This is a genomic window from Bombilactobacillus mellis, from assembly GCF_000967245.1.
GTDB lineage: Bacteria > Bacillota > Bacilli > Lactobacillales > Lactobacillaceae > Bombilactobacillus > Bombilactobacillus mellis.
The window spans coordinates 324,422-341,266 of record NZ_KQ033878.1 but is presented as its reverse complement, the minus strand read 5'-3'; the positions used below and the strand labels follow the sequence as shown (position 1 = coordinate 341,266).

The 16,845-nt window shown below is 38.8% G+C and carries 15 protein-coding genes; all 15 read left to right on the top strand.

Features of this window, described 5'->3' with window-relative positions:
- Nucleotide 1 precedes the first annotated feature (1 nt).
- The 15 genes from pstC to JG29_RS05775 all read left to right on the top strand — a co-directional run bounded on the left by pstC (nt 2) and on the right by JG29_RS05775 (nt 16,844).
- A complete protein-coding gene (pstC, locus tag JG29_RS05845) occupies nt 2–922 on the top strand; it encodes a phosphate ABC transporter permease subunit PstC (RefSeq protein ID WP_045923026.1) in 921 nt (306 codons plus the stop codon).
- Nucleotides 919–1,803 (top strand): phosphate ABC transporter permease PstA, encoded by an 885-nt coding sequence (gene pstA / locus JG29_RS05840; protein ID WP_045923025.1) that lies wholly within the window; start codon nt 919–921, stop codon nt 1,801–1,803. Before pstC ends, pstA begins: the two co-directional genes overlap by 4 nt.
- A 3-nt stretch (nt 1,804–1,806) precedes the next feature.
- Nucleotides 1,807–2,607, top strand: a complete 801-nt coding sequence (gene pstB, locus JG29_RS05835; RefSeq protein ID WP_045923024.1) for a phosphate ABC transporter ATP-binding protein PstB — start codon at nt 1,807–1,809, stop codon at nt 2,605–2,607.
- A gap of 11 nt (nt 2,608–2,618) precedes the next feature.
- The gene (gene pstB, locus JG29_RS05830; protein ID WP_045923023.1) at nt 2,619–3,377 is read left to right on the top strand and encodes a phosphate ABC transporter ATP-binding protein PstB; all 759 of its coding nucleotides are present in this window, start codon (nt 2,619–2,621) and stop codon (nt 3,375–3,377) included.
- A 41-nt stretch (nt 3,378–3,418) separates the two neighbouring features.
- Entirely contained in the window at nt 3,419–4,087 is a 669-nt protein-coding gene (gene phoU / locus JG29_RS05825; RefSeq protein WP_045923022.1) for a phosphate signaling complex protein PhoU, read from the top strand.
- A 72-nt stretch (nt 4,088–4,159) separates the two neighbouring features.
- Nucleotides 4,160–4,510, top strand: coding sequence for a phage holin family protein (locus JG29_RS05820; protein ID WP_045923021.1), 351 nt, complete (start codon nt 4,160–4,162; stop codon nt 4,508–4,510).
- A gap of 23 nt (nt 4,511–4,533) precedes the next feature.
- A complete protein-coding gene (gene hprK, locus JG29_RS05815; protein ID WP_045923020.1) occupies nt 4,534–5,484 on the top strand; it encodes an HPr(Ser) kinase/phosphatase in 951 nt (316 codons plus the stop codon).
- On the top strand, nt 5,481–6,314 hold the full coding sequence (lgt, locus tag JG29_RS05810; RefSeq protein ID WP_045923019.1) for a prolipoprotein diacylglyceryl transferase: 834 nt from the start codon (nt 5,481–5,483) through the stop codon (nt 6,312–6,314). Before hprK ends, lgt begins: the two co-directional genes overlap by 4 nt.
- A gap of 74 nt (nt 6,315–6,388) precedes the next feature.
- Nucleotides 6,389–7,324: a thioredoxin-disulfide reductase gene (gene trxB, locus JG29_RS05805; protein WP_045923018.1), complete on the top strand. Its 936-nt coding sequence runs from the start codon at nt 6,389–6,391 to the stop codon at nt 7,322–7,324.
- 70 nt (nt 7,325–7,394) lie between these two features.
- Entirely contained in the window at nt 7,395–9,113 is a 1,719-nt protein-coding gene (locus JG29_RS05800) for a phospho-sugar mutase (protein ID WP_045923017.1), read from the top strand.
- Between the two features lie 85 nt (nt 9,114–9,198).
- Complete coding sequence (locus JG29_RS05795) at nt 9,199–9,834, top strand: YfbR-like 5'-deoxynucleotidase (RefSeq protein ID WP_045923016.1); 636 nt, start codon at nt 9,199–9,201, stop codon at nt 9,832–9,834.
- A 97-nt stretch (nt 9,835–9,931) separates the two neighbouring features.
- Nucleotides 9,932–11,941 (top strand): excinuclease ABC subunit UvrB, encoded by a 2,010-nt coding sequence (uvrB, locus tag JG29_RS05790; RefSeq protein WP_045923015.1) that lies wholly within the window; start codon nt 9,932–9,934, stop codon nt 11,939–11,941.
- Nucleotides 11,941–14,778, top strand: a complete 2,838-nt coding sequence (gene uvrA / locus JG29_RS05785; RefSeq protein WP_045923014.1) for an excinuclease ABC subunit UvrA — start codon at nt 11,941–11,943, stop codon at nt 14,776–14,778. The genes uvrB and uvrA overlap by 1 nt, the downstream gene beginning before the upstream one ends.
- A gap of 135 nt (nt 14,779–14,913) precedes the next feature.
- Complete coding sequence (gene rapZ / locus JG29_RS05780; RefSeq protein ID WP_084232615.1) at nt 14,914–15,807, top strand: RNase adapter RapZ; 894 nt, start codon at nt 14,914–14,916, stop codon at nt 15,805–15,807.
- Entirely contained in the window at nt 15,804–16,844 is a 1,041-nt protein-coding gene (locus tag JG29_RS05775) for a gluconeogenesis factor YvcK family protein (RefSeq protein WP_045923013.1), read from the top strand. Before rapZ ends, JG29_RS05775 begins: the two co-directional genes overlap by 4 nt.
- Nucleotide 16,845: the final 1 nt, after the last annotated feature.

Below are 16,845 nucleotides of genomic sequence, written 5' to 3'. Positions count from 1 at the left end.
AATGGATCCGATTGCTAAAAGCCTCAAAGAAAGATCACTATCGGCTAAAATTGAAACGCGGGGGCGCCTAATTACTCAATTATGTACTTTAGTTATTATCTTATTGGTTTTAGCTATTTTTGGTTTTGTTGCTACCAAGGGAGTAGCCATATTTATTCAAGATCATGGCAGTTTAGTGGATTTTTTTACTAAAACTTCGTGGTCACCGGAACAAACTGATATTCATCATCGTCCCCTCATTGGTGCTTTACCAATGATCTTTGGATCTTTTGCAGTGACATTATTGGCAGTGTTGTTAGCAACACCCTTTGCTTTAGCGGCGGCTATTTTTATGAGTGAGATTTCACCTCGGCAAGGCAATAAAATTTTACAACCGGTGATTGAATTGTTAGTGGGAATTCCTTCCGTAGTTTATGGCTTTATTGGTTTAGCTGTAATTGTTCCGGCTGTGCAAAAAGTATTGGGGGGCAGCGGTTTTGGAATTCTAGCCGGTACTTTAGTGTTACTGGTAATGATTTTACCAACGATTACCTCGATGGCCGTTGATGCTTTAAAAGCAGTGCCGCGATATTATCGTGAAGCTTCACTAGCCTTAGGAGCTACACGTTGGCAGACTATTTATCGGGTAGTTTTGCGCGCGGCCGCACCCGGATTAATGACGGCGATTATTTTTGGAATGTCTCGAGCTTTTGGAGAAGCCTTAGCGGTGCAGATGGTCATTGGCAATGCGACTTTAATGCCCAGCAATTTAGCGTCACCGGCCACTACTTTGACTAGTGTTTTAACAATGAATATGGGCAACACTGTTATGGGTACTACTGCCAATAACGCCTTGTGGTCGTTAGCGTTATTACTGTTACTTATGTCTTTGGTATTTAATATTGTCATTAAATATTTAGCCAAACGAGGTGAACTACATTGAAAGCTAAAAAAATTGACCGCTTAATGACCGGAGTTATTTATTTAATGTCGGCGATTATTGTGGCTATTTTGATTGCCTTATTGATTTATATTTTTGGGGCCGGATTGCCGCATATTAATTGGCACTTTTTAACGGGAGCAGCTCAAAGTTTTCGAGCTGGAGGCGGCATTGGTACACAACTGTTTAACTCGTTATATTTACTCATCTTATCAATGCTGGTCTCTATTCCTTTGGCAATTGGAATTGCTATTTATTTGTCCGAGTATACAGTTAATCAAAAATTGACCAATCTAATTAGTTCAGCGATTGAAGTTTTAAGCTCTTTGCCTTCTATTGTAGTTGGATTGTTTGGCTTTTTAATTTTTGTAGTACATTTTCATTTCAGTTTTTCTATTTTGTCAGGTGCTTTGACCTTAACCATTTTTAATTTGCCTTTATTAGTGAGAAGTATTACTGATGCCTTGCAGACAGTTTCTTTAAATCAACGAGAAGCTGGTTTAGCTTTAGGTTTATCACGTTGGGAAACAGTTATTCATGTAATTATTCCAGAATGTTTGCCAGCAATCATTACCGGGATTATCTTGGCTGCAGGGCGTGTTTTTGGGGAAGCGGCAGCTTTGATTTATACTGCTGGTCAAAGTGCACCGCCGTTAGACTTTACTAATTGGAATGTTCTAAGTTTATCGTCACCCCTGAATTTTATGCGTCCTGCAGAAACTTTGGCGGTGCATATTTGGAAAGTTAACTCTGAAGGTTTAATTCCGGATGCCAGCGCAGTTTCGGCAGGTTCATCCTTGGTTTTAGTAATCGTAGTTTTACTGTTTAATTTAGCGGCGCGTTATTTAGGCGGTAAATTGTACAAACATCTAACAGGTGAGTAATCGATGGCACAAAAAACTAGTTTTACACGTATTTTAGATGAGCAGCAACATGAAATAGCTTTGTCAACTAAGGATCTGCGAGTCAGTTATGCCGGACATGAGGCTTTACATGGAGTCAGTCTTCAATTTGAACGTTTTAAAATTACTTCTTTAATTGGAGCTTCCGGTTCCGGCAAATCGACGTATTTACGCAGTTTGAATCGAATGAATGATACGGTAGCTGGCGCTCAAGTCACCGGCAATATTATGTATCGGGGAGTAGATATTAATTCTGACCAAGTTGACGTTTACGAAGTACGAAAACATATTGGGATGGTTTTTCAGCGGCCTAATCCTTTTTCTAAATCAATTAAAGAAAATATTACCTTTGCTTTAGAAAGACGCGGTCAGCATGATCAGCAGAAGTTGGCGCAAATTGTCGAAACTACTTTAAAACAGGCTTCATTATGGGAGCAAGTGAAAGATGATTTAAATAAAAGTGCCTTAGCACTTTCAGGAGGACAGCAACAACGCCTCTGTATTGCCCGGGCCTTAGCTTTAGAACCGGATATTTTATTAATGGATGAACCGGCCAGTGCCTTAGATCCGATTTCTACTGCTAATATTGAACAAACAATGCAGGACTTAAAAGATCGTTATACAATTATTATTGTGACTCATAATATGCAGCAGGCGGCACGTGTAAGTGACTATACAGCCTTTTTTCATCAAGGAAATTTAATTGAATATGATCAAACTCGGCGCATTTTTACACGGCCGCAAGTGCAGTTGACAGAAGATTACGTTTCTGGACATTTTGGTTAGGAGTAGTATTAATGACAGATGCAATTATAACAGCTCAGGATGTTCATTTATTTTATGGTCAAAAAGAGGCTTTAAAGGGTATTACCCTCAAGATTAACCGGGGGGAGATTACGGCGATGATTGGTCCTTCCGGTTGTGGTAAATCAACTTTTTTACGTAGTTTAAACCGAATGAATGATTTGATTGACAACGTGAAAATTACCGGTAATATTGCTTTAGAAGGGCAAAATATCTATGCTCCTACAATGGATACTGTCCAATTACGTAAACGCATTGGAATGGTTTTTCAACAACCCAATCCTTTTCCTTTTTCTATTTATGATAATGTGGTTTTTGGTTTAAGAATTGCGGGCATTCATCAACGTGCTGTTTTAGATGAAGCGGTAGAAACTAGTTTGCGTCAGGCAGCCATTTGGGATGATGTTAAAGACAAATTAGATCAGAGTGCTTTGGCTTTATCGGGAGGCCAGCAGCAGCGTGTTTGTATTGCACGGGTTTTGGCGGTCAAGCCGGAGGTGATTTTGCTGGATGAACCAACCTCAGCACTGGATCCGATCTCAGCGACGCAAATAGAAAATATGTTATTAGAATTACGAGAACAATATACAATCGTTATTGTCACCCATAGTATGCATCAGGCTTCACGAATTTCAGACCAAACGGCCTTCTTTTATCAGGGTGAATTAATTGAGATGGATAAAACCAAGCAGATTTTTTTAAATCCGCGCGAACAAAAAACAGAAGATTATATTAGTGGACGCTTTGGTTGAAAATCGTTGCTAATGAAAATAAGTTATTGAGGTGGTTTATTGTGAGAAATGAATTTGAAACGGAGCTAAAGAACTTGCATATCCGTTTTTCCGAAATGGCAATGATGGTTAATGAAGCGATCCAAAAATCGGTAACTGCCTTTATTACCCATGATCAAGAGTTGGCTAAGAAAGTCATCCAAAATGATCAAAATATTAATAATCGTGAGATTGATTTGGAGAAACGATCATTTGAAATGATTGCTTTGCAACAACCGGTAACAAGTGATCTAAGAATGATTGTAACTATTTTAAAAGCTAGTTCCGATTTAGAGCGAATGGGTGATCATGCTGTCAGTATTGCCCGCGCAACTTTTCGTTTGCAAAAGAATGCGATCTTGCCTGAAGTTGAACAATTGATTAGTAAAATTTCGCATTTGGTTGAAAGCATGTTTAATCAGGCCATTGAAGCCTATTTGCAGCAAGATGACCAGCAAGCCATTGAAATCGCTCTAGAAGATAATGATATTGATAAATTAGTACGCACAGTTAATCAAACCTGTATTCAAAGCATGAAAACTAACCCGCAAGCAGTTGAAAATGGCACCACTTATATGCTGGTAGCTAATTATTTGGAACGAACAGGTGATTATGTAACTAACTTGTGTGAATGGGTTGTTTATTTGAAACAAGGAAAGTTGTCTGATTTAAATAGTAAAAATATTGGCTAGCAGTTTTTAAACTTTTCAATCTAGCTTAAGTTAAGGTTATTTTTAGTTCGAAAAAGAAAGAGAGTTGCAGTTGTGAAAATTATTTATCAAACAATTATTAATACTCTTTTATTTATGGCACTTGCCCGAGTTTTACCGAGCCTTTTTTTTATTGATAATTTTATAACTGCCATTATTGCTGGTTTTGTTTTGGTATTATTGAATATGACTATTAAGCCGCTTTTGCATATAATTTCTTTTCCCATTACACTCATAACTTTTGGGTTATTTTCTTTAATTATTAACGGCTTGACCTTAGAAATTGTGGCTTGGTTAATCAATGGTTTTGTATTACGCAGTTTCAGTGCTGCAATAATTATTGCTTTAATCATGTCGATTGCCAATTCCTTTGTCGGCTACCATGCTTTTCAAAAGCGTAGATAATCTGAATTTGGAGGAAAGAAATTATGGAAGAAACTAAAGTTACGATTCACGATTTGGTGGATAATACTAATATTCGACCTTATTATGGTAAAGAATATATGTCGGAAAGAAGGGTAGTAGAAACTGAAATTTCTCGTCCTGGTCTAGAGTTAGCGGGTTATTTTGATTACTATCCTTCCACACGAGTTCAATTGTTTGGGCAAACGGAAACTTCTTATGCCCAGACAATGACGCCGGAAAATCGTTATCGGATATTATCTAAAATGTGTACTGCTCAAACGCCGGCCTTTGTGTTTTCCCGGGGAATTCAACCTTCCATGGAAATGAGACGGGCTGCTAATGAGCATCGTATTCCTATTTTAGGATCACCGTTAACGACTACAAGAGTATCAAATATTATTACCCAATATTTTGAAAAGGTTCTTTCACCGCGCCAAAGCATTCATGGAGTATTAGTAGATGTTTACGGTTTGGGAATTTTAATTAAAGGAGATTCAGGTATTGGCAAAAGTGAAACTGCGTTAGAGTTGGTAAAAAGCGGGCATCGTTTGGTAGCTGATGATCGGGTCGATGTTTATCAGCAAAATGAACATACTCTCGTGGGTGAAGCACCTGAAATTCTCAAAAATATGATGGAAGTGCGCGGTATCGGCATTATTGATGTTATGAACCTTTTCGGAGCAGGAGCCGTTAGGACATCGATGGAAATATCCTTGATTATTAACCTAAAAAGTTGGTCCGAAAAGGTAAATTATGAACGTATTGGCTCAGATACCCAAACCGAACAAATTTTTGATGTTTCAGTACCGGCAATAACTATTCCGGTAAAAGTTGGACGAAATATTGCTAATATTATTGAAGTCGCAGCTATGGATTATCGTTCGAAAAAAATGGGTTACGATGCAGCAGCCCGTTTTGAAGATAAGCTGACCGGTTTAATCCAACAAAATTCAGAAAGTGATTTGGAAAAATGAGTCTGCTAGTATTAAATCCTATTTTTTTAAAACTGGGCTCTGTCACTATTCGCTGGTATGGCATTTTAATTGCTGCTGGAGCAGCTATTGGTGTTTGGATGGCTCTCAAAGAAGCACCGAAGCGCCAGATTATGGCTGATGATATTATTGACTTAGTCCTATGGGGAGTCCCGTTTGCCTTATTGGGAGCACGAATTTATTATGTAATTTTTCAATGGCCCTTTTATGCCCAATATCCCGGTGAAATTATTAAAATTTGGCATGGCGGCATTGCTATTTACGGGGGGCTTTTGGCGGCCTTAGTTGTGACGATTGTTTTTACTTATAAACGTCATTTACCCCTTTGGCTTATTTTAGATATTGCGGCCCCTAGTTTGTTAATCGGACAGATAGTGGGACGGTGGGGCAATTTTATGAATCAGGAAGCTTATGGCGGCATTACCTCAGCTCACTTTTTACAGAGTCTGCAGCTTCCTAATTTTGTTATTCAACAAATGTATATTAATGGTCATTTTCGTCAACCGACTTTTTTATATGAATCAGCTTGGAATTTGCTGGGCTTGATATTGTTATTATTTTTGCGACATCATCCGCATTTATTTAAACAGGGAGAAATTTTCTTAAGCTATATCTTATGGTATTCGTGTGGGCGCTTTTTTGTGGAAGGTTTGCGCACAGATAGTTTGTACTGGGGTCCTTGGCGCGTTTCCCAAATGTTGTCGGTCATTTTATTTGTGACGGCAGCGGTTATCTTTATTTATCGTAGAAAACGCGATCAAGTGCCTGATTATTTAGCTGGCAGCGGCCTGAAATATCCTTATCATCATTAAGGTAAAGGCAAATTATTGGTAATTATTTGAGGGTCCATCTATGATATGAATGAGTTAGATAGGAGGATAAATTGATGGCAGAAAAGAATTATGACGTTATTATTATCGGAGCTGGACCTGCGGGAATGACAGCTGCTTTATATGCTTCTCGAGCTAATTTAAAAGTTTTGATGTTAGATCGTGGTATTTATGGCGGCCAAATGAATAATACAGCAGAAGTAGAAAATTATCCTGGTTTTAAATCCATTATGGGTCCCAAATTAGGTGAAGAAATGTATCAATCTGCTATTCAATTTGGAGTGGATTATCAATATGGTTCCGTAGAAAGTGTGCAACTTGAAGGTCACGATAAATTAGTAAAAACTACAGATGAATTATATCGGGCACCCGCCTTAATAATTGCTACGGGTTCTGAGTATAAAAAAATCGGTATTCCCGGAGAAAATGAACACTCTGGAAAGGGCGTCTCTTATTGTGCTGTGTGTGATGGAGCCTTCTTTAAAGGAGAAGATGTAGCGGTCATTGGTGGCGGTGATTCGGCCGTTGAAGAAGGAATCTATTTAACACAGTTAGCCAAATCAGTTACTATTATTCATCGGCGCGATCAATTAAGAGCCCAACAAATTTTACAAAAACGGGCCTTTAGTAATGAAAAAATTAATTTTATTTGGAATGCGGCCGTTGAAGAAATTCAAGGTGATGATAAACATGTGACTGGGGTAAAGTATCGTGATAAGAAGACAGGAGAACAAAAAGTCTTAAATGCTGCCGGTGTGTTCATTTATGTGGGCATTAAGCCAAACACTGAGTCTTTTCTAGATTTAGGAATTACTAATGACGACCAATGGATTGAAACGGATGACCACATGCGAACCAAGATTCCCGGGATTTTTGCGGTTGGTGATGTTCGTAAAAAAGATTTACGCCAGATCACTACAGCCGTCGGCGAAGGGGGAATCGCGGGCCAGGGAGTCTTTAATTTCTTACAAGGTTTAACTACTGCTGACTAACAATTGTGTTAGTCTTTTTTTATAAGAAACGTTATAATTTAAAGCAGTGAGTAATCTTTGGAGGTTAATTATGAACTGGCAAGATAATTATCAAACGTGGGTTGATTGTCCAGCAATGGATTTAACCCTAAAAGCCCAATTAAAAGCGTTAAAAAATGATGCACAACAACTGGAAGATGCTTTTTATGCACCGTTAGAATTTGGCACTGCTGGAATGCGGGGGGTGATTGGACCCGGTATTAACCGTATGAACATTTACACTGTCCGCCAAGCTGCAGAAGGGTTAGCTCGCTTTATGGATACCTTAACAGCCGAGCAAAAACAACGGGGGGTAGCTATCAGCTTTGATTCCCGCTATAATTCATCATTATTTGCGACAGAAGCCGCGCGGGTTTTAGGTTATCATCAAATACCAGTGTATTTATTTGATAGTTTGCGGCCTACTCCTGAGTTATCTTTTACGGTCCGTTATTTGCAGACCTATGCAGGTATTATGATCACGGCCAGTCATAATCCGGCTCAGTACAATGGTTTTAAAATCTATGGCCCTGACGGCGGCCAAATGCCACCACAAGAATCGGATCAAATCACTCAATATGTGCGCCAAGCATCTGACCTATTTGCCATTAAGGTAGCTGATATTCATGAAATGCGCCAAAACAAATTGTTGCAGTTACTGGGCGAAGATATTGATCAAGCATATTTACAACAATTACAATCGGTTACGATCGATCAAAATCTGTTACAAAAGTATTCTGACTTAAAATTTGTTTATACTCCTTTACATGGAACCGGGAAAATGTTAGCCGGCCGTGCCTTTAGTCAAGCTGGTTTTACGCAAATGCAGTTAGTTAAAGAACAGGCCATTTTAGATCCGGAATTTGCTACAGTTCAATTTCCCAATCCGGAGTTTGCTGAAACTTTTAATCTGGCTATTCGTGATGGAAACAAAACTGCAGCCGATGTTTTGATTGCTACTGATCCTGATGCCGACCGTTTAGGAGCTGCTGTGCGCCAGCCTAGTGGGAAATATCAGTTAATGACGGGTAATCAAATTGCCAGTGTCTTATTAGAATATATTTTAAGTGCTAAAAAAAGAAACCAGTCGCTGCCGGCTAACGGTGCGGTCGTCAAATCGATTGTTTCGACGGAACTGGCTGCCAAAATTGCTGCTGCTTATGGCGTTAAAATGATTAACGTGTTGACCGGATTTAAATTTATTGCCGAAAAAATTCAGCAATTTCAAGATCAGGGAAATTATCAATTTTTATTTGGCTTTGAAGAAAGTTACGGCTATTTAATTCAACCTTTTGTTCGCGATAAAGATGCCATTCAGGCCAGCTTATTATTAGCTGAGGTGGCTGCTTATTATAAAAGCCAAGGTAAAACTTTATATGACGGCATCCAAGATCTTTATCAAAAATATGGATATTTTAAAGAGCAAACTATTTCGAAAACTTTTAGCGGAGTCAATGGGGCCCAAAAGATGGCCCAGTTGATGGCGCAATTTCGAAAGAGTGAACCTCAGGAAATTAACGGCACTCCCGTTCAAAGTGTCCAAGATTTTCAAAGTGGTATCCAGAAAAATGTGGATGGAACTACTAGTTCTTTAGGATTACCGCGGGCTAATGTTTTGAAATTCTTATTAGCTGATGAAACTTGGATTGCAGTGCGGCCTTCAGGAACGGAACCTAAGATCAAGAATTATGTGGGAGTAACAGCTGCTAATCAAGCTGCTGCTGATGAAAAATTGGCGGCTTATGTAGAAGCTATTAATAGCTGGTATTAGTCTGTAGCGGCTCTCTAATTGCAATTATTTCTAATTTGGATTAACATATTAGAAATTTTAAGCAATTAGGGAGGCGTTTTTTAATATGGGCATTCATCAATTTATTCAAGGACTAACTAATTTAGAAAATTTAGATCGCGCCCCTGGACATTTTCAATATCAACAACATAGTGTGGCCGCTCATTCTTTTAAAGTAGCTGAAATCGCTCAAATTTTAGGTGATATTGAAGAGTTGGCCGGACAGCAGATTAATTGGCAATCCTTATATGAAAAAGCTTTAAATCATGATTACACGGAACGCTTTATCGGTGATATTAAAACTCCGGTTAAATATGCTACTAAATCATTGCGACAAATGTTAGCCCAGGTAGATAATGATATGACAGAAAATTTTATTCAAAAAGAAATTCCCCATAATCTGCAGGATCGGTTTCGTCGCCGTCTAGGTGAGGGCAAAGATGATACGATTGAGGGGCATATTTTGGCTATTGCAGATAAGGTTGATTTATTGTATGAGTCTTTTGGTGAAATTGAAAAAGGCAATCCGGATAATGTATTTATTGAAATTTTTAGTGAAAGCTTGACCACTATTAAACAGTTTCAAAATATGGCTTGCGGCCGGTATTTTTTACAGGAAGTTTTGCCGGATTTGCTGAATGAAGATTTTGCCTCCAGAGAAAAATTATCCGCCATTAGCCGGCAGATTCTGTCAGAAAATTAATCTTATGGATGGCGAAAATATGTTCGCTATGCTATTATAGCCTTAGAATTTAAAGTTGGAAATTACTCCAACTTTTTTAGTGTGAGGAGGTAAATACGTGCTAGAACGGACAACTGATAACAAATTTGAGTTAGTTTCTAAATTTAAACCAGCGGGAGATCAGCAACAGGCAATTGATCAAATTACCGCGGATTTTAAAAAGGGTAATCGCGAGCAAATTTTAAAAGGTGCAACCGGTACGGGCAAAACTTTTACCATGGCTAATGTTATTAAGAATTTAAATAAGCCAACTTTAGTTATTTCTCATAATAAAACTTTAGCGGGTCAATTATATGGGGAATTTAAAGAATTTTTTCCGCACAATGCAGTAGAATATTTTGTCAGCTATTATGATTATTACCAACCAGAAGCTTATGTGCCTTCTAGTGATACGTATATAGAAAAAGATTCCAGTATTAATGATGAAATTGATAAATTACGGCATGCTGCTACTTCAGCTTTATTAGAACGCAATGATGTTATTGTAGTGGCTTCGGTGTCTTGTATTTTTGGTTTAGGTGATCCACGTGAATATCAAGCCAATGTAATTTCTTTAAGACAGGGCCAAGAAGTTAATCGCCAGCAATTATTGAAGGATTTAGTAGATAATCAATTTGAACGCAATGATATTGATTTTCAAAGAGGTCGTTTTCGTGTGCGCGGTGACATAATTGATATTTTTCCAGCATCGCGTGACGATAATTCTTTACGAATTGAATTTTTTGGCGATGAAATTGACCGTATTTTAGAGATGAATCCCTTAACTGGAGAAATTCTGGGTGAAAGAGATCAGGTTTCGATTTTTCCGGCTACCCATTTTATGACTAACGAAGAACAAATGACAGCTGCCTTAAAACGGATCAGTCATGAATTAGATCAAAGACTGGCAGAACTTAAAAGCCAAGGCAAGCTCTTGGAAGCCCAGCGCTTAGAACAGCGGACCAACTATGATATTGAAATGATGCGGGAAATGGGTTATACTTCCGGCATTGAAAACTATTCGCGGCATATGGAAGGCCGGGCTCAAGGTGAGCCACCCTTTACTTTATTAGATTTCTTCCCTGATGATTTTAATATTATGATTGATGAATCTCATGTGACTATGCCGCAGATCAGAGGAATGTATAATGGTGATCGGGCCCGGAAACAAATGCTGGTAGATTATGGTTTTCGTTTACCCAGTGCTTTAGATAACCGACCGTTAACTTTAAATGAATTTGAAAAGCATGTACACCAAATTTTGTATGTATCTGCAACTCCTGGTCCCTATGAATTAGAACGCACTTCGGAAGTGGTTGAACAAGTACTTCGGCCCACTGGTTTATTGGATCCGGATGTAGAAATTCGTCCAATTATGGGTCAAATTGATAATTTAGTAGCTGAGATTAATCAACGTATTGAACATAACGAACGTACTTTGGTGACTACTTTAACGAAGAAAATGGCCGAAGATTTGAGTGATTATTTAAAGGACTTGGGAATTAAAGTAGCTTATCTGCATAGTGATATTAAAACGCTGGAACGGACAGAGATTATCCGTGATTTACGCTTAGGTAAATATGATGTCTTAGTGGGAATCAATTTACTCCGGGAAGGTATTGATGTGCCGGAAGTATCTTTAGTTGCAATTTTAGATGCTGATAAAGAAGGTTTCTTACGTTCGGAAAGACCATTGATTCAAACTATTGGTCGAGCAGCCCGTAATAAAGATGGACATGTAATTATGTATGCGGACCATCAAACTGATTCAATGAAAGTGGCGATCGGTGAAACTAAACGCCGGCGACAAATTCAAGAACAGTATAATGAAGAGCATCAAATTACTCCTCAGACTATTCAAAAACCAATCCGAGATGCTATTACCGCGGTCAAAACAATTGATCATACAGGCGAAAATGAACAAATTGCGGCCCAAGAACTTGATTTTGATAGTATGTCGGATCAAGAACAGCAAGAATTACTACAACAATTAACCGCACAAATGCAAAGAGCTGCTAAAGAGTTAGATTTTGAGCAAGCTGCCACTTTGCGGGATACAATTTTAGAATTGAAGGCTGAGATTAGTTAATGGCAAATGATAATATTGAGATTCATGGTGCACGTTCACATAATTTAAAAAATATTGATGTAACTATTCCGCGAAATAAGTTAGTAGTCATGACCGGCTTGTCGGGATCAGGGAAAAGTTCCTTAGCCTTTGATACTTTATATGCTGAAGGTCAGCGTCGTTATGTCGAAAGTTTATCCTCTTATGCCCGTCAATTTTTGGGACAAATGGATAAACCCGATGTTGATTCTATTGACGGATTGAGTCCTGCTATTTCCATTGATCAAAAAACCACCTCTAGAAATCCGCGTTCGACTGTCGGAACTGCTACCGAGATTAATGACTATTTACGTTTATTGTGGGCTCGGGTAGGCACGCCTATTTGTCCTAATGATGGTACAGTCATTAGCCGCCAATCGGCCCAACAGATGGTAGATAGATTATTAAAGTTGCCTGAACGGACGCGCTTGCAGATTTTATCTCCGGTAGTCCGAAGCAAAAAAGGCCAGCATAAGAAAGTATTGGCACAAATTGCTAAACAAGGCTATGTGCGGGTGCTTGTTGATGGTCAATTACATGATATCAGTGATCAGATTGAACTAAATAAGAATCAAAAACACGATCTGCAAGTGGTTGTCGATCGCATTATCATTAAAGAGGGTATTCGTTCGCGCCTTTTTGATTCTGTTGAATCTGCACTACGCCTGTCAGGCGGCTATTTGGTAGCTGATATTATTGGCAAAGAGCCGTTAGTCTTTTCTGAGCACTATGCTTGTCCGCTCTGCGGCTTTACGGTAGGAGAGTTAGAACCGCGTTTATTTTCTTTTAATGCTCCTTTTGGGGCTTGTCCTGACTGTGATGGCTTAGGAATGAATCTGGAAGTCGATCTTGATCTTGTGATTCCGGATCGTTCTTTGACTCTTAATGAAGGAGCTATTGTTCCCTGGAATGAGGAGCATTCCCAATATTATCCCAACTTATTGCGCCAGGCAGCAGAACAATTTGGAATTGACATGGATACTCCTTTTCAAAAATTGCCGTCCAAGCAACAAAAATTTTTACTCTATGGTTCGCAGGAGCAGCAATTTCATTTTCATTTTGATAATGATTTTGGCAATGTGCGGGATGTTGATACCACTTTTGAAGGAGTGGTTCCCAATATTGCTCATCGTTATCGGAAACCTTCCAGTGCCTTTATGCGTGAAATTATGCGAAAATATCTGACAGAATCTGTCTGTCAGACTTGTCAGGGAGCACGTTTGAATCCCAAAGCTTTAAGTGTCCAAATTGCGCACAAAAATATTGCTCAAGTTTCGGACTTTACAATTAAACAGGCTTTACCCTTTTTTCAATCAATCAAATTATCACCGCAAAATACAGTTATTGCCCAGCCTATTCTTAAAGAAGTAATTGATCGTTTAACCTTTCTCCAAAATGTTGGTTTAGATTATTTAACTTTATCCCGTTCAGCAGGAACACTTTCCGGTGGTGAAGCTCAGCGGATTCGTTTAGCAACACAAATTGGTTCCAATTTATCCGGAGTTTTATATATTTTAGATGAACCTTCTATCGGTTTGCATCAACGTGATAATGACCGTTTGATTAATTCTTTAAAGGCGATGCGTGATTTGGGCAATACCCTAATTGTTGTAGAACATGATGAAGATACTATGCGGCAAGCTGATTATTTAATTGATGTCGGGCCAGGAGCCGGAGCTCAAGGCGGACAAATTGTAGCTGCGGGCACGCCTCAAGAAGTGGCTCGTAATCAGCATTCTTTAACGGGTCAATATTTAGCAGGTAAAAAGTTTATACCTTTACCGGCCAAAAGACGTGCTGGTAATGGCCAAAAAATAAGTATTTTAGGGGCTGCCGAAAATAATCTGAAAAACATTAATGTAGATTTTCCTTTGGGAAAATTCATTGTAGTGACAGGTGTCTCCGGATCAGGCAAATCTTCTTTAGTTAATCAAATCCTCCAGCGCGCACTTGCTCAAAAATTAAACCATAGTAGTCAGCGACCGGGTAAGTTTCAACAAATTTTGGGCTATGAGAATCTGAAATCTCTTATTAGTATTGACCAAAGTCCTATCGGTCGCACACCTCGTAGTAATCCGGCAACTTATACCGGGGTTTTTGATGATATTCGTGATTTATTTGCGAAAACTAACGAGGCCAAGGTGCGCGGTTATACTAAAGGACGCTTTTCTTTTAATGTTAAAGGGGGCCGTTGTGAAGCTTGTAAGGGGGATGGAATTATAAAAATTGAAATGAATTTTTTGCCTGATGTCTATGTTCCGTGTGAAGTATGTCATGGTACTCGCTATAATTCCGAAACTTTACAAGTCACTTATAAAGGGAAGAATATTTCTGAGGTCTTGCAAATGACAGTTGCCGAAGCCTTAAAATTTTTTGAACATCTGCCTAAAATTAAGCGCAAATTACAAACGATTGCTGATGTAGGTTTAGGTTACGTGCAATTAGGCCAAGCGGCTACTACCTTATCTGGTGGGGAAGCACAACGGATGAAATTGGCTTCGGAGCTGTATAAAAAGTCTGATGGCCATAATTTCTATATTTTAGATGAACCGACTACCGGGCTGCATGTTGACGACATTAAACGGTTATTAATGGTCTTACAGCGGTTAGTCGATCAAGGCAATACCGTAGTAGTTATTGAGCATAATTTGGATGTGATTAAATCTGCTGACTGGGTCATTGATTTAGGACCGGAAGGCGGCGATTTAGGAGGGCAAGTTGTAGCTACTGGTACACCGGAAGATATTATCCAAGTAGCAGAATCTTATACGGGTCAATATCTGAAACCTGTATTAGAAAAATTTGAAAAAATATCTTAATTTAGTGGATATTATAAATGTTCTGATTGCATAGTATTTATTCTAGAAAGTGATAGTTAAATATTAGATTAGAATTGCAAAGATGAAGACAAGTTATTATATAATAAGGTTAGTGGCAAAATAGGAGTGAAGACTGTGGCTGAAACTACTATCAAGGATCTAGTAATTATTTCGGGAATGAGCGGTGCCGGTAAAACTGTGGCAGTGCAGGCGTTTGAAGATATGGGATATTTTTGTATCGACAATATGCCCCCGTCTTTATTGGAAAAATTTGGTGAATTGTTAAAAAATTCAGAAAAAATTGAACGCGTGGCCTTAGTGATAGATATTCGCTCGCGGGAATTTTATGATCAGGCCTTAAGTGCATTTGCTGATTTTGAAGATATTAAATCCGTCCGCACCCGAATTTTATTTTTAGATGCCACTGACTCAGAATTAGTAGCCCGCTATAAAGAAACGCGCCGTTCGCATCCTTTGGCCATGGAAGGCAGATTAATTGATGGTATTAATAAAGAACGGAAGCTGTTAACACCGATTCGGAAAAAAGCAGAATTGGTAATTGATACCTCTGAATTAGCACCACGGCAATTAAGGGAACAAATTTTTAAAAAATTTGAAGAAAAAAAAGACAATATTTTTCATATCGTTATGATGTCTTTTGGGTTTAAATATGGTCTTCCCATTGATGCTGATGATGTGATGGACGTTCGTTTCTTACCGAATCCTTATTATCAACCAGAATTGCGGCCACAGACCGGTTTACAGCCGGCAGTAGCAGCCTATGTTTTTCAACAAGAGGTCACACAAGACTTTTTTCATCAATATTTAACACTTTTAAAAAGTATTATTCCCGGTTATCAGCAAGAAGGCAAGACCAGCCTCACGATTGCAATTGGTTGTACTGGCGGCCAGCATCGCTCGGTTGCGATTGCTCAGCGATTAGGTCAGGATCTGCAAGAAGCAGGATATCCTGTTAAGATTGTTCATCGGGATATAAATCGACATAAGGAAACGGTGCATCGTTCATGAGTTCAAATGCGGCAAAGACTATTAAAGTTATTAAGGGTAGAAGACCCAAGATTACTGTCATTGGCGGCGGTACAGGCTTACCGGTTATTTTAAATAGTTTACGTGATTTAAATGCTGATATCACTGCTGTTGTTACGGTAGCCGATAATGGCGGATCTTCAGGAGCTATTCGTAATTATATTAACGTGGTGCCACCGGGGGATATTCGTAACGTCCTCGTAGCACTTTCCAATCTGGATCGGTTGTCATTGGATGTTTTTCAATATCGCTTTGCAAGTGATGATTCTTTTTTGGCAGGACATGCGATCGGTAATTTAATCATTGCCGCTTTATCGGAAATGGATGGTAATAATATTTTTGATGCGGTGCAGGAATTATCCCAGATGATGAAAGTAGAAGGTCATGTTTTTCCAGCTTCAAATGAACCATTAACTTTAAATGCTAAGTTTACTGATGGAACGACTTTAGCGGGTGAACATGAAATTACTTACGCTGATAAAACTATTGAACGAGTTTGGGTTACGGATACTAATGATCCCAGTGAAGAACCTGAAGCAGTCTTGCCGGTTTTAGCTTCGATTATGCAAGCAGATGTGATTGTTTTGGGCCCAGGAAGTTTATTTACGAGTATTTTACCTAATTTAATGATTAAAAATTTAGGCGAAGCGATCCGTGAAACCGCAGCAGAAGTGATATATATTTGTAATATCATGACGCAAAAGGGTGAAACTGTTAATTTTACGGATGCCGATCATGTGCGCGTATTAAATCGGCACTTAGGTGGGCATTACATTGATACTGTTTTAGTAAATAGTACGCCGGTTCCAAGCGATTATATGGACTATGTCCGCTATAATGAGTATTTGCGCCAAGTAGGCAATGATTTTGCTGGTTTGCGGCAAATGGGCTGTCGGGTAATTACTGATGATTTTCTGTCCTTGCATGATGGCGGGGCTTTTCATGATGGGCATAAGGTGGCTCAAGAGATTGTTAATTTAGCATTTCAGGCCGGTAACCGAAAAAATGAGGAGCGGTAAA